Here is a 14,010-nt window from a genome sequence, read left to right as displayed (position 1 = left end):
CAGACTAAAGCAACAAACTCGCGTTCATCTTCACCACCGCCTTTCTTACCTGCGCCTTTTCCCCCACTGCGCACAACGGCTTATGTACTTCTCCCGGATAGAACACAATAAAATCACCGAGCCGCATCAGGATCATTTTTTCATTTTGCTGCGCACTTATTCCTACCGGTAAAAAAGCAATATCTTTATCGGCCAGCCAATCGGTTTCGGTTTCTCCCGCAGGGAGGTTGCTAAAAGCCATACCCTCCAGACCCGCCAGAACAATCTGTATATCCAGATACTTATCGTGATATTCCGCCCGACGATTTTCCTGCCAATCGGTACAATCATTGGAAACCAGCACAAACAGGTTGTTGCCATCGATATCATGCTTACCCAGCGGCGTTTCTGCGTTGATATGCTGCTTTACATATTCAATGGCAGTACGCAGCGGTTGGGGCAAATAAGGGAGCAAATCGAGATGATGGATATTCCCGGTAATCATTTTTTAGATACTCGCACTATAGTGAAATAATGTTTCATTATAATCAAATTGCGATACCTAAAATCTAACACACATCAAGATTTCAGGGTTATTTAACGTCCACTGGTGATAAATACTTTGGCTTATAGATCCGAAACTCCGTCTATAGTTTAGATAGTTATATGAAATAACCCTTAAGACTTTGCCCACAGACAGCAAAGTCTCTATCGTGCGATGCTGCGATTAAATAATTTAAAAATAATATATTTATCTCATCGTTCTGCCTGGCTGATGCCATCTGTCTATTCGGGGAGTGTTTTAATGAAAGCAAGAATTCTGTCGTTGCTGGTTGCGGCAACGTTGTCTGCCAGCGTTCAGGCAGCGACACCGCCTGATACCTTGGTGGTGGTCCAGTCACTGGATGATATCGTCAGCCTCGACCCCGCAGAAAGTAACGAATTATCCAGCATTCAGACCGTCCCTAGTTTGTATCAGCGCCTGATGCAGGCCGATCGGGAAAACCCGGCCAAAGTGACCCCAGTTTTGGCGGAAAGCTGGCAAGGTGACGCCGCCAATAAAACCCTGACGGTAAAACTGCGCCCCGCCGCAACTTTTGCTTCCGGTAATCCAGTGCGTGCCGACGACGTCATTTATTCCTTTACTCGCGCGGTAAAAATGAACCGTTCACCGGCCTTTATCCTGAACGTTCTCGGCTGGGAACCGGACACTATCGGTAATCATCTGAAAAAGATTGATAACCATACCGTACAACTGAGCTGGAGCGCCGATGTTAGCCCAGCGGTAGCGCTGAATATTCTGTCCACGCCTATTGCCTCTATCGTGGATAAAGCGGCGGTGGCTCCCCATGAAAAAGACGGTGATTTCGGTAACGCCTGGCTGAAAATGCATTCTGCCGGCAGCGGCCCGTTCAAAATGCGGGTATACCAACCTCATCAGGCCATTGTGTTAGACGCCAACCCAACTTCGCCAGGCAATAAGCCGCTGATCAAAAACATCATTATCAAGAACGTTCCCGATCCAAGCGCTCGCCGCCTCCTGATTCAACAGGGCGATGCCGATATCGCTCGGGAATTGGGGCCGGATCAGACTGCCGCGCTGAAAACTCAGGCTGGCGTTAAAGTGGTCGAAATTCCGTCTGCCGAACAAAACTATCTAGTCTTTAACACCGCTAATCCAGCCAACCCAATGTTAAGTAAGCCAGAATTCTGGCAAGCAGCTCGCTATCTGGTGGATTACCAAGGCATCACCAAAGATTTGCTGAAGGGCCAGTATTTCGTGCATCAAAGCTTCCTGCCAGTCGGTTTGCCGGGTGCGCTGGAAGAAACGCCGTTTAGTTTCGATCCAGCCAAAGCCAAAGCCTTACTACAGAAAGCCGGTATTAAAAACGCGACTCTGACGCTGGATGTGGAAAATAAACCGCCGTTTATCACCATCGCCCAATCTTTACAGGCCAGCTTCGCTCAGGGCGGCGTTAAGTTAGTACTGCTGCCAGCCGCCGGTAGTCAGGTTTATGGGCGGGTTCGCGCCAAACAGCATCAGTCTGCGATTCGCCTGTGGATTCCAGACTATTTTGACGCTCATTCCAACGCTAGCGCTTTTGCCTATAACGATGGCAAAAGCAGCACCGTCGCCGGTTTAAACGGTTGGGTAATTCCTGAGTTGAATAAACAAACGCTTGCTGCCGTTGCCGAAGCCGACCCCGCCAAACGCACTCAGCTTTATACCAAGCTACAGCAGGAAATTCTGCAAAACTCGCCTTATATCTTTATCGATCAGGCCAAAACGCAAATTGTGTTACGGGATAATGTGAAGGGCTATCAACAAGGGTTGAATGCCGATATGGTTTATTACGACCTGGTCAGCAAATAGGTACCCGCGTACCCGTTTGGGATAACTTTAATACAAGCGAGCAGATAGCCACATGTCCGTAGCTTTAAATAATACGCCGGGAACCTTGCCCCGGCGTCGTTTTTGGGGACTGTTCAAAGGGATTCTCACCCTCGCCCTAACCCTATTCGGCCTGTTGCTGATAACTTTTCTGTTGTCAGCGCTGTCGCCGGTAGATCGCGTGCTACAAATCGTCGGCGATCATGCCAGTCAGGCGACTTATCAACAGGTCAGGCAGCAGCTGGGTTTGGATCAACCACTGCCGGTGCAGTTTTGGCATTATCTGGTCCAACTGGCTCATGGCGATTTGGGCATTGCCAGTTCCAGCGGACAACCGGTATTGCAGGATTTGCTGACCGCATTCCCCGCTACGCTGGAATTAGCGACATTATCACTGATTATCGGGGCGTCTCTCGGCGTATTGCTGGGATTAATCTGCGCGCGCTGGGCCGGTAGCAAAGTCGATGCCCTCATTCGTTTCCTCACCCTGCTGGGTAACTCCGTGCCGATCTTTTGGCTAGGGTTGCTGATGCTATTGCTGTTTTACGCCAAGCTACAGTGGAGCCCCGGCCCCGGTCGTCTGGATGATATTTACCAATACACTGTGGAAGCCAAAACCGGCTTCGCACTGATTGATACCTGGCGTTCCGGCGACAACGGCGCTTTCGCTAATGCCGCAGCCCATTTGATTCTGCCGGTGGCGTTGTTGTCTTACTATGCGTTGGCCAGTATTACCCGCCTGACACGCTCCGCCTGCCTGAGTGAGCTGAATAAAGAATACGTCACCCTTGCGCGAGCCAAAGGCGCTGGCGAAATGCGTATCCTGCTGATGCACGTCTTACCGAATATTCGCGGCACACTGCTTACCGTCATCGCACTGGCGTACACCAGCATGCTGGAAGGCGCAGTACTGACAGAAACGGTCTTTGCCTGGCCGGGCATTGGCCGCTATCTCACCAGTGCGCTATTTGCCGGAGATACCACTGCGATTATGGGCGGCACGCTGCTACTGGGGATGTGCTTTATTCTGATTAATAATCTAACGGACCTGCTGGTTCAGTTGTTAGATCCGAGAGCGCGCTGATATGTCGATAATGAAATTTTTTCATGCGCTGAAAAGCTCGCCTTCCGCCAGCATCGGTCTGTTTATTCTCTCCCTGTTGCTGCTGATTGCCATTTTTGCTCCCTGGCTTGCACCGCAGAACCCTAATTGGCAAAACGCCGCCGATCGGTTGCTACCACCGGAGCCGGGCCACTGGTTAGGTACTGACAGCTACGGTCGCGATATGCTGTCGCGCGTGATTTATGGTACGCGCCCAACGCTGGGCTTAGTGCTTTTAGTCACGGTAATCACTTTGCCGCTGGGATTGTTAGTTGGCGTGCTGTCGGGTTATTACGGCGGCTGGTTGGAGAAGGTTTTAATGCGCATCACTGACGTCGTGATGTCGATGCCACGTCTGATTTTGGCCTTCGCCTTTGTCGCCATGCTCGGCCCCGGTTTGCTGAATGGCGCATTGGCGCTGGCTCTGACGACTTGGCCGGCTTACGCTCGTCAGGCACGGGCAGAGATTCAGCTACTGCGTAAAAGTGACTATCTGGCAGCAGCGGAAATGATGGGTATCAAGGGCATACGTCTGCTTTGGGGACACATTTTACCTATGTGCCTGCCCTCAGCGGTGGTTCGACTGGCGCTGGATTTGGCCGGAATTATCCTCGCGGCCGCAGGTTTGGGTTTCCTGGGTCTGGGTGCTCGTCCTCCGATGGCTGAATGGGGTTCGATGGTAGCCGAAGGTATGCAGGTGATATTCGACCAATGGTGGATTGCCGCCATTCCGGGCTGCGCTATTTTGCTCAGCAGCATGGCTTTCAACCTGTTAGGCGATGGCCTACGAGACTTACTGGACCCTCATCATGACTGAACTGCGTTTGGAGGTGGAAAACCTCAGCATTGATTTCCACCAGCAGCGAGCCGTGGATAAAGTCTCCTTCCAGCTTGGCCGCGAGCGCGTGGCACTGGTAGGGGAATCCGGCTCCGGTAAATCGATTACCGCACGTTCTCTGATGGGATTAGTGCGCCAACCGGGCAAAGTAAGCGCCGATCGGTTGTGTTATTACACTGAAAATCCAGAGGATGTGCAGAATCCAATCCAACAGAATTTGCTGACGTTAAAACCACGTCAATGGAGCAAACTACGCGGGAATGATATTGCGATGGTATTGCAGGACCCGCGTTACGCATTAAATCCAGTGCAAACCATTGGCAAACAGGTTGAAGAATCCTTGCTGTTACATAACAACCTGACCCGCGCTGACTCCCATGAGCGTGTACTGAATGCGTTGGCATCGGTGGGGTTAACCGAAGACCACTATCATAATTATCCTGCTCAGCTTTCCGGTGGGATGGGGCAACGGGCAATGCTTGCCATCGCTTTAGTGAATAATCCACGAATTTTGATTGCCGACGAGCCGACCTCTGCGCTAGATGCAAAACTACGCAACCAGATTCTGGATCTTATCGTCGAGCAAACCGAGCAGCGCGACATGAGCCTGCTGTTAATCAGCCATGATTTACCTTTGGTCACAGAGCATTGCGATCGGGTGTTGGTGATGTATCAGGGCAAGCTGGTCGATCAAGGTCTGGCGGCAGATTTGCCTCATTCCACTCATCCCTATACTCATACGCTGTGGGCCTGTCGCCCGAATGCCCATACTTTCGGTACTGATTTACCGGTGTTGGATCGTCAAGTGGATATGTTCGGAGGTCAGAATGACACTGATTGAAGTGAGCCAGCTACGGGTCCGTTTCCCGCAGGGGAATCAGGTAAAAACAGCCGTAGAATCCGTCAGTTTTCAGGTTGAAGCCGGTGAGACTTTCAGCCTGATCGGTGCATCCGGCTGTGGAAAATCCACGGTTTTGCGCACATTGGCGGGTTTACAGCGCGAATGGCAGGGCGAGATTTCTTTGCTTGGTCAGCCGATACGCCCCAACCAGCGTTTTACCGGTCAGTTACGTAAAGAGGTACAGATGGTGTTTCAGGACCCCTACGCGTCGCTGCATCCGCAGCACAGTATCCAACGTATTTTAGGGGAGCCGCTAAAAGTTCACGGCGAGAAGAACATTCAGCAGCGCATCGGCGAAGCGCTGGAGCAAGTGGGATTGCCCGCCTCTGCGGCACATCGCTACCCGCATCAGTTCTCCGGCGGCCAACGCCAGAGAATCGCCATCGCACGCGCATTGCTGTTACGGCCTAAATTGTTGCTATTGGATGAACCCACTTCCGCGTTAGATATGTCGGTACAGGCGGAGATTTTAAATCTGCTCAATAAGCTAAAACGGGAATACGGCATGACTTACCTATTAGTGAGCCACGATAACGACGTAGTAGCGCATATGTCCGAACGAGCTGCACTGATGGAAAAAGGTCACATTGTACGAGAATATTCACGCCGAGATTTGGAACTGGCGGAGCATTCAGTTGGTTGAGGTGTTATTGGTTACTCTCTGAATTGAAACCTGATCCAATTTCAAACGTCGGTCACTCAAATGTGTTCTTTAAAGTCAAAATCAGTTCAAATCTGAAATCGGATCGGGTTTCGGTTGATATTCGTTTGGTAAGGGCTTCACCTCTGCACAAAATCGCCTGTCTGCTTCGCAGGACACCTCGTTCATCACGCCGACCAAGATGTGCTCTTAAAGGTCAAGATTAACGCCAAAATCTGTATCTAAGGCAAAAGGCGAATTGTGATTCAGAAAAGGCGCAATCAGGGAGTGAGCCGAGCAGGGATGAGGCCAAGAGTGAATAGCCGTCAGCTGTTCAAAGCGCACTTTGCGCTGCTGGGCCATCCTGATAACGCCCGCAAACGAATCTCTCGCTGATTCGCCGAATCCCACTTTCGCGCCAAGCACGGTTGCAAGGTTCGGCGACTGCCAGCCCTACTCAATCCCCTTTATTACCTTCACCGCTTCTTCGATTTTCATCACCAACGCTTCATCGCTTATATTGCTCGTGCCCTGAATCAAAAACGGCGGTAAGAAATCCATACCGGTCAGATTGGCCGTGGCGTGGAAAGGTAACAATAGGTTTTCAATCGGATAGCGATTGTATCCATCAGCGCTATAATCCTGAGCCCGACTACCGGTCGAAACCACCAATTTCAGCGGTTTACCATGTAGCCGTGTGCCCTCACGGCCATGAGCGAAACCATCAGTTAATACCGCATCCTGCCACTCACTTAAAATCGCCGGTGAGCTATACCAGTAAAATGGAAACATCATCACCACAACATCGTGCGCATCCAATAACTCCTGCTCACGAGCTACATCAATCTTAAAATCTGGATAAGCACGAATCAGTTCGTGAACGGTGACATTCGGCAACGGACGCAAAGCGTCAATCAACTGACGGTTGATACGAGACTCATCCGGATTACGGTGTGCCGCTAATACTAAAATACGAGACATAATGATTTCTCCTGTGGTGTTATAACGTCATTTTTTCATTTCTCCTCATGTTGGTGTAGTCTGTAATCGGTAACATCAATTTAAACTAAAGGTATCAACCATTATGTCGCTGCCTTCGGATGTCCATCGTTTACTCCCCGCCTTTCTCAGCGCCGCTCAAAGCGATAATTTCTCCGCCGCGGCCCGCCAGCTCGGGGTCACGCCTGCGGCTATCAGTAAAAACGTTCGCGTACTGGAAGCGAAACTTGGCGTGAGGCTATTTCAACGCAATACCCATAACGTAGTACTAACCGATGAAGGCGAAGCGCTGCTCGCCCGCGTAGCGCCGCTGTGGCAAGCGTTATCTACTGCGCTGGAAAGAGTCCAAAGGCAGGAACAGCAGCCCAGCGGCACCGTGCGTATTAGCGTGATCCCCGGATTTGCCCACCAGCTTCTTATGCCGCTGATTCCGACATTTTTAGCCCGTTATCCGCAAATCGATTTAGATATTTCGCTGGATGCCAAAGTGGTTAATCTGGTGGGGGAAGGATTTGATGTGGCCATTGGTAGCCGTAACGATCCCGATAGCCGCTTGATTGCCCGCGAGTTCTCTCCGATACAAATGGTGCTGGCCGCCTCTCCCGATTATCTTGCCAAGAATGGAACGCCGCAAACCATAGAAGATTTATATCAACATCAGGCGCTGTTGCATCGCAATCCAGCAACCGGCCGCGTAGTAAAATGGCAATTACAACAAGACCACCGCGTCAAATCCGTTGAACCCGCCGGACGTTTGATCGTTTCTCAGCCCGCCATGCTGCTGGATGCCACTCTGGCGAATATGGGTATCGCTTATCTGGCAAAGTGGCACGCTGTCGCCCATTTCTCTACGGGTCGTTTACAGCCGGTATTGGAAAAACACTGGCCAGCCTCCGCTCCGCTATGGCTGTATTATGCTTCGGCAAACCTGCCTCCCCGTGTGCGGGTTTGGGTCGATTTTCTGCTGGAACATTTTCGCAATTCGACAAAAAATCCACTAAAAATTTCAAATTTGTGACCGACTGTACAGGGAATAAACCTAAAGAATATTTCCTTGTCCTAAGTCAAATAAGTTGGCTGTCACTTCTGATCAAACCCATATATAGTGTCAATCAAAAGCAAAACACCTATATATAGTAGTTATCCACAGTGTCATCCACACGCCTCCGCAGCCCTTTCCAGCTGTGGGATTGCCTTGTGGATAACCCTGCATAACGGGAAACAGGAGTCACATCGTGAAACCAGTAGTGATTAAGCGGGACGGTTGTCAGGTACCTTTTGACGAGGTGCGCATTAAAGAAGCCGTGGAGCGTGCAGCTCTGGCTGTCGGCGTGGTAGACGCGGATTATTGTGCCACCGTCGCCCGCCTGGTCGCTCAAAAAATGGCAAACCAAACGCAGGTCGATATCCGTGAAATTCAGAACGCGGTCGAAAATCAGCTGATGGCCGGTGATTATAAACAGCTGGCGCGCGCCTATATTGAATACCGCCACGATCGCGATGTGTCACGAGAATTACGTGGTCGCCTGAATCAGGAAATTCGTGGTTTAGTAGAGCAAAGCAATATGGCGCTGCTCAACGAAAACGCCAATAAAGACAGTAAAGTGATTCCGACTCAGCGGGATCTACTCGCCGGTATTGTGGCGAAACACTACGCTAAACAGCATATTTTACCGCGAGATGTGGTGCTGGCCCACGAACGCGGCGAAATTCATTATCACGATCTGGATTACTCGCCTTTCTTCCCAATGTTCAACTGTATGTTGATCGATTTGGACGGCATGCTGACCCAAGGCTTTAAAATGGGTAACGCTGAAATCGAGCCACCAAAATCAATTTCTACCGCGACGGCGGTGACCGCCCAAATCATCGCGCAGGTTGCCAGCCATATTTATGGCGGCACAACCATCAACCGGATTGATGAAATTCTGGCTCCTTTTGTGACCGCCAGTTACAACAAACACCAGCGTATAGCGGAAGAATGGGCAATTCCGGATGCGAAAGGCTACGCCATGGCGCGTACCGAAAAAGAGTGTTACGACGCTTTCCAGTCACTGGAATACGAAGTGAATACTTTGCATACTGCCAACGGACAAACGCCGTTTGTGACCTTCGGTTTTGGTCTGGGAACCTGTTGGGAATCCCGAATGATCCAGCAGGCGATCTTGCGCAATCGCATTGCCGGCTTGGGTAAAAACCGGAAAACCGCCGTGTTTCCTAAACTGGTATTCGCCATCCGCGACGGCCTGAACTATAAGTTTGGCGATCCAAATTACGATATTAAACAACTGGCTTTGGAATGCGCAACCAAACGTATGTACCCAGATATTCTTAATTATGATCAGGTAGTTAAAGTCACTGGTTCATTTAAGACGCCAATGGGTTGCCGTAGCTTCCTCGGCGTTTATGAAGAGAATGGCAAAGAAATCCACGATGGCCGCAACAATTTGGGCGTTATCAGCTTAAACCTGCCGCGTATCGCACTGGAATCTCGAGGTGACGAAGCTCGCTTCTGGCAGTTACTGGATGAGCGTCTATTGCTGGCGAAAAAAGCCCTGATGACGCGTATTGCTCGTCTGGAAGGCATTAAAGCTCGGGTTGCGCCGATTCTGTATATGGAAGGAGCCTGCGGCGTTAGACTACAAGCCGATGATAATATTGCAGAAATATTTAAAAATGGGCGAGCTTCCATTTCTTTAGGCTATATAGGTATTCACGAAACGGTTAATGCGCTATTTGGCAATCAGACCCACGTCTTTGACGATCAGCAACTGCGTGACAAAGCTATCGCCATCGTTTCTCATCTAAAAGCTGCAACCGATAGCTGGAAAGATGAAACCGGCTACGCCTTCAGCCTATACAGTACGCCGAGCGAAAATCTGTGTGATCGCTTCTGCCGTTTAGATACTGCCGAATTCGGCATCGTTCCCGGCGTTACTGACAAAGGTTATTACACCAACAGCTTCCATCTGGACGTGGAAAAGAAGGTTAATCCATACGATAAACTGGATTTTGAAGCCCCTTATCCACCTTTGGCGAATGGCGGTTTTATTTGCTATGGCGAATATCCAAACCTACAGCACAACCTGAAAGCGCTGGAAGACGTATGGGATTACAGCTATCACCGCGTGCCTTATTACGGTACCAACACGCCGATAGATGAATGCTACGAATGCGGTTTTACCGGTGAGTTTTCCTGCACCAGCAAAGGTTTTACCTGTCCAAAATGCGGTAATCACGAGCCTTCCAAAGTCTCAGTGACGCGCCGGGTATGTGGCTATTTGGGAAGTCCAGACGCGCGTCCGTTCAACGCCGGGAAGCAGGAAGAGGTGAAGCGCCGGGTTAAACATCTGGCAAATGGTCAGTTGGGTTAATCCAGTTAGTATTTATGAGTATTCGGGCGGCCAATAGGTCGCCCTGAAAATCTAAACAAATAACGTTGGACAAAGATCATCAATTACCATCAATACTATCCTGTCGATGTGATTAATGGCCCCGGAACCCGCTGTACGCTGTTTGTTTCCGGCTGTGTGCACCAATGCCCCGGCTGCTATAACAAAAGCACTTGGCGACTCAATTCCGGCAAGCCATTCACAATACAGATGGAAGATCAGATCATTGCAGATCTGAATGACACCCGCATCCGCCGTCAGGGGTTATCCCTGTCTGGAGGCGATCCGTTGCATCCAGACAATCTCTCCGCGATTTTGTCACTGGTTAAGCGTGTGCATGCCGAATGTGATAATAAAGATATCTGGCTATGGACCGGCTACGAATTGGCTGAGTTAAGTAATGAACAGCGCGAAGTGGTGGATTTGATAAATGTCTTGATCGACGGAAAATTTGTGCAGGATCTCAAAGATCCCTCGCTAATTTGGCGCGGAAGCAGTAATCAAATTCTACATAAACTGCGTTAAACATCGATAAAACCATGCCCCCGCTGACACTACGCGGAAGCATTTCTCACACCATCATCACGTAAAAATCAGTTAGCAAAGTTATAGGTGAACGTGGCGTTCAAGCGCCAGTCACGGCGGGTACTATCGCTTGGGACATCGCCGAATGGACGCGCGCCTTCCAACGAGAAAGAATAATGTTTGTTATCGCCAAAAGTGACACCCACGGCATAAGACGCCAGTTTCTTCGCCGGTAGCTGCGGCGTATTGAAGAAGGTTCTGGCCGTATCCACCAGCAGATAAGGCTGAATGGTTTTCAGCCATTGGCCATCTCGATTATGGATATAGCGCATTTCCACCTGCCCGCCGTAGCCATAGTCACCGGTGGCCTCACTATCAGGATAACCGCGGCCATAACGCAGCCCGCCAAAGGTTGCCTGCTCCGCTTCCGGTAACACATTATCCGACCAATCCCCTTCTGCCGAAGCGCTTAAACGCCATTTCTCCGCGAACAAATAGGCGGTATCTCCATTCACTTTCCAGCGAGTAAATCCTAAATCCCCCCAAGACGTAGAACTACTTGCCAGCGCGCCGTTGATCCCTTGCCGAACGCTAAAACGGGTACTCCAATAAGCCTGGGTATATTCCCGGTAGCCCAACAACGCTACTTCTGCCGCCGGGTAATGCATACTCTGATTTTGATCCGGCAAATCCCGTAATTGATTATTGAAGTTATTGAATCGGGCACGGGGTTTCAGATCGTAGCTTTTATCCACATAATCCAGACCGCCGCTAACCGTCCATTGTTTCTTCTGCGTTAGATACAGCGGATAACTGAAAACCACCCCGCCGTTATATTGGGTCTGCTCGGTACGCGCTGACAGAGTAATATTGTCCGGCTGTAAAGTCAGAACATCGGTGTAGTCTTTAGGATTCTGTTTATAGTAACTGCCTTTCAACTGCATCAGCAGGCCGTCATCACCCAAATATTGTTGGTAGTTCAGCCCCAAATAACGATCGTTGTTTTTATTATTGATAGGCAATAGTGTCGCGATACCCAACTGTTCGCCATAACCGGTAAAACCGCTAAAAGTGGCATTGAGTACGCCGGTATATACGCCTTTACGACTATCCAGCGCGGTGCTGACATTCCAACTACGCGGATGATCGGCCTGAACTTCCAAAACCGTAGCACCATAGATATTGTTAGGATTTTTCGCAGTGGCGGTAACTTTCGCATCCGGTGTTCTGCTCATTAAAATGGTATAGCGCTCGAAAACCTCTTTGGTGAGAGGCTTATCAGCCATAATGCGTTTGGATAATTTGGTTAGCCAACGCCCCACTGCGGCGTTATCACTTTTAATTAGCGTATTGCCAATATATCCCTCAACCAACCCTATTTTTAATGTACCGTTATTAAAATTATCTGCCGGTAAATAGGCGTAGGATAATACATATCCGTCCTGTTGATATAATTTGGTAATAGTCTGAGTGGCAACCATCAAATTCTTTAGCGGTACCTTCTTTCCAATATAAGGAGCAAAAGGCGCCAGCAATGTTTTAGCATCGTAGCGAGTACCGCCAATAAAATCCAAATGGCGAACTTCTATGAGTGTATCTAGCGTTAATGCATAAGAAGGGGCTGGCGTCTTTAACGTAGGAGCCTGCGGTCTGGCCGGTTGAGGTTTGGGTATTTCACGCGCGAGTCTTGAAGGGTTATTTTGATCGATTAACATCGGGACGGTATTTGCTAAGGAATGTTCTGCCACGGCAATGAATAAAAAAAACAGCCAAATTCTGTTCTTCATCGTCCATTTCCTTATTTGTGCATAACTTTATTATGGAGCAAAGGAACCGCTCCCCAATACTTCAGGGGAGCGTAATAAGTTCTGTTAGTTATGAAGTATTGTTGTTCCTAATAACCCACCATTTGTGGTGGTATTAGTGCTTGCCCCAGCATCACCCGTTAGCGTATTGGTGACGCCGCTGAGTAATCCGCCGGTAGTTGCCGTGCCGCTGGTAACGCCCGCGCCTGCAGTCAGGCTACTCAGGGGAGTCGTTACCGGAGCCAATACATTAGCATTGGCGCTACCGCTCACCGACGTTCCGGCGGTCACGCCTCCTAACAGTCCACCGCTAGTCGTTGTGGTGGGTGTCACCAACCCACCAGAACTGGCAATGGTCTGACCGGTACTTTGTAGCGTTTGACCCACGCCAGACAGCGTTGGTGAGGTGGCTCCAACTTGAGTTCCCGCTGCTGACACAGTGTTACCCACACTATTCAGTAAACCACCGACAGGCGCACCCAGCCCCGTTGCGCCACCCACGCTCTGTGTCATGCCTTGGGTATCTGCAACCACTGGCGTAACCAGACCCGTTGCCGCCGTGGTAATTTTAGAGGTCGTACCGGTTTGCAAGTCTTGCGATAAACCATTGCCAATGCTGGTTACTGCGCCACCGGCCCCTGCAACCAGACCACCCGCGGTGTTCGTTACGCCACCCAGCGGCGTATTATTACCCACCCCGCTGACGGTACTACCCAAACCGGACACTCCGGTGCCGACATCCGCCACGGCTTTCGGTACACCCGCAGCCGTCACACCTAATGCATTAGGATTATTACCTAATTGTCCAACACCGTTCTGAATACCACTACCGATATCGGTAACCGCATTACCTGCGCTATCAACCACGGTGACCACGCCGCTACCGGCAATAGGAATGCTGCCAACCGGAGTCTGGCTAACCACATCTTTCACTTCGGAACCCACGCCGCTGACCGCACCACCGACGCCGCCTAATACGCTTCCGACGACCAATGGAGGCGTAGAAGTCCCTGTTCCGGTTCCACCGCCAGAACCCGTTCCACCTGAGCCACTGCCAGTCCCTGTACCACCGGTTCCACTGCCGCCAGTGCCGGAGCCTGTTCCGCTACCGTTGTTTGCGGTCGTGCCGTCACCCGTTCCGCTGGCGGTACTTCCCGTTGTCTGACCTGTACTACCTTTCGCGGTGTTGCTGGAGCCACCACCGCTCCCACTACATGCCGCCAGCGAGCAAGCCAAGAGGATCGCTAGGCTTATTTTGCTCAAACGGCCGAGATTTTTAGGGCACATGATGCGACCCCCTACGTTGATAACGCCAAGGCGGCGTTAATTAATTGTAAGAGGCACTTATGTTTCATTCCAGTTAACAGAATGTTTATTTTTACTCTGTTTGATGTTTTTTCATACAGAAAAAGTATGCGCATGAAATCACTCATCTTC

The 14,010-nt window shown here is 50.3% G+C and carries 12 protein-coding genes; 8 read left to right on the top strand and 4 right to left on the bottom strand.

The genetic code is table 11. The annotated features are described in order from the left end of the window. Positions 1 to 4 precede the first annotated feature (4 nt). Entirely contained in the window at positions 5 to 484 is a 480-nt protein-coding gene (locus tag AD970_RS12645) for a YhcH/YjgK/YiaL family protein (RefSeq protein WP_049599531.1), read from the bottom strand. Positions 485 to 784: 300 nt separating this feature from the next. On the opposite strand from AD970_RS12645, the gene AD970_RS12640 reads away from it, so the two are divergent. Genes AD970_RS12640 through AD970_RS12620 form a run of 5 tightly spaced genes read left to right on the top strand, consistent with a single transcriptional unit; the run spans position 785 to position 5,855 of the window. Then, on the top strand, positions 785 to 2,353 hold the full coding sequence (locus AD970_RS12640; RefSeq protein WP_049599530.1) for an ABC transporter substrate-binding protein: 1,569 nt from the start codon (positions 785 to 787) through the stop codon (positions 2,351 to 2,353). A 52-nt stretch (positions 2,354 to 2,405) separates the two neighbouring features. Then, entirely contained in the window at positions 2,406 to 3,455 is a 1,050-nt protein-coding gene (locus AD970_RS12635; protein ID WP_049599527.1) for an ABC transporter permease, read from the top strand. Between the two features lies 1 nt (position 3,456). Beyond that, entirely contained in the window at positions 3,457 to 4,290 is an 834-nt protein-coding gene (locus AD970_RS12630) for an ABC transporter permease (protein ID WP_049599524.1), read from the top strand. Beyond that, the gene (locus AD970_RS12625; RefSeq protein WP_049599522.1) at positions 4,283 to 5,152 is read left to right on the top strand and encodes an ABC transporter ATP-binding protein; all 870 of its coding nucleotides are present in this window, start codon (positions 4,283 to 4,285) and stop codon (positions 5,150 to 5,152) included. The genes AD970_RS12630 and AD970_RS12625 overlap by 8 nt, the downstream gene beginning before the upstream one ends. Beyond that, positions 5,139 to 5,855: an ABC transporter ATP-binding protein gene (locus tag AD970_RS12620; protein WP_049599519.1), complete on the top strand. Its 717-nt coding sequence runs from the start codon at positions 5,139 to 5,141 to the stop codon at positions 5,853 to 5,855. Before AD970_RS12625 ends, AD970_RS12620 begins: the two co-directional genes overlap by 14 nt. 450 nt (positions 5,856 to 6,305) lie before the next feature. On the opposite strand, the gene AD970_RS12615 is transcribed toward AD970_RS12620, so the two are convergent. Next, positions 6,306 to 6,833: an NAD(P)H-dependent oxidoreductase gene (locus tag AD970_RS12615; protein WP_049599516.1), complete on the bottom strand. Its 528-nt coding sequence runs from the start codon at positions 6,831 to 6,833 to the stop codon at positions 6,306 to 6,308. A 103-nt stretch (positions 6,834 to 6,936) separates the two neighbouring features. On the opposite strand from AD970_RS12615, the gene AD970_RS12610 reads away from it, so the two are divergent. The 3 genes from AD970_RS12610 (at position 6,937) to nrdG (ending at position 10,768) form a co-directional block, all read left to right on the top strand. Further along, positions 6,937 to 7,869, top strand: coding sequence for a LysR family transcriptional regulator (locus AD970_RS12610; protein WP_049599513.1), 933 nt, complete (start codon positions 6,937 to 6,939; stop codon positions 7,867 to 7,869). Between the two features lie 217 nt (positions 7,870 to 8,086). After that, positions 8,087 to 10,225, top strand: coding sequence for an anaerobic ribonucleoside-triphosphate reductase (nrdD, locus tag AD970_RS12605; RefSeq protein ID WP_049599511.1), 2,139 nt, complete (start codon positions 8,087 to 8,089; stop codon positions 10,223 to 10,225). A 78-nt stretch (positions 10,226 to 10,303) separates the two neighbouring features. Next, positions 10,304 to 10,768 carry an anaerobic ribonucleoside-triphosphate reductase-activating protein gene (gene nrdG / locus AD970_RS12600; protein ID WP_049599509.1) on the top strand — a complete coding sequence of 155 codons (465 nt, stop codon included), beginning with the start codon at positions 10,304 to 10,306 and terminating at the stop codon, positions 10,766 to 10,768. Between the two features lie 68 nt (positions 10,769 to 10,836). On the opposite strand, the gene AD970_RS12595 is transcribed toward nrdG, so the two are convergent. Both AD970_RS12595 and AD970_RS12590 read right to left on the bottom strand, forming a co-directional pair. Continuing rightward, the gene (locus tag AD970_RS12595; RefSeq protein ID WP_049599506.1) at positions 10,837 to 12,555 is read right to left on the bottom strand and encodes a ShlB/FhaC/HecB family hemolysin secretion/activation protein; all 1,719 of its coding nucleotides are present in this window, start codon (positions 12,553 to 12,555) and stop codon (positions 10,837 to 10,839) included. An 84-nt stretch (positions 12,556 to 12,639) separates the two neighbouring features. After that, on the bottom strand, positions 12,640 to 13,860 hold the full coding sequence (locus AD970_RS12590; RefSeq protein WP_072080643.1) for a collagen-like triple helix repeat-containing protein: 1,221 nt from the start codon (positions 13,858 to 13,860) through the stop codon (positions 12,640 to 12,642). Positions 13,861 to 14,010: the final 150 nt, after the last annotated feature.

Origin of the sequence: Yersinia nurmii (genome assembly GCF_001112925.1) — a bacterium.
Taxonomy (GTDB): domain Bacteria; phylum Pseudomonadota; class Gammaproteobacteria; order Enterobacterales; family Enterobacteriaceae; genus Yersinia; species Yersinia nurmii.
This window is presented reverse-complemented; position numbering and strand designations above follow the sequence as displayed.

Bases quoted from the DNA above. Each gene is read 5' to 3' on its own strand.
- AD970_RS12615 (WP_049599516.1), bottom strand. From the start codon at position 6,833: ATGTCTCGTATTTTAGTATTAGCGGCACACCGTAATCCGGATGAGTCT.
- AD970_RS12610 (WP_049599513.1), top strand. From the start codon at position 6,937: ATGTCGCTGCCTTCGGATGTCCATCGTTTACTCCCCGCCTTTCTCAGC.
- AD970_RS12625 (WP_049599522.1), top strand. From the start codon at position 4,283: ATGACTGAACTGCGTTTGGAGGTGGAAAACCTCAGCATTGATTTCCAC.
- AD970_RS12640 (WP_049599530.1), top strand. From the start codon at position 785: ATGAAAGCAAGAATTCTGTCGTTGCTGGTTGCGGCAACGTTGTCTGCC.
- AD970_RS12635 (WP_049599527.1), top strand. From the start codon at position 2,406: ATGTCCGTAGCTTTAAATAATACGCCGGGAACCTTGCCCCGGCGTCGT.
- AD970_RS12645 (WP_049599531.1), bottom strand. From the start codon at position 484: ATGATTACCGGGAATATCCATCATCTCGATTTGCTCCCTTATTTGCCC.
- AD970_RS12620 (WP_049599519.1), top strand. From the start codon at position 5,139: ATGACACTGATTGAAGTGAGCCAGCTACGGGTCCGTTTCCCGCAGGGG.
- AD970_RS12630 (WP_049599524.1), top strand. From the start codon at position 3,457: ATGTCGATAATGAAATTTTTTCATGCGCTGAAAAGCTCGCCTTCCGCC.
- AD970_RS12595 (WP_049599506.1), bottom strand. From the start codon at position 12,555: ATGAAGAACAGAATTTGGCTGTTTTTTTTATTCATTGCCGTGGCAGAA.
- AD970_RS12590 (WP_072080643.1), bottom strand. From the start codon at position 13,860: ATGTGCCCTAAAAATCTCGGCCGTTTGAGCAAAATAAGCCTAGCGATC.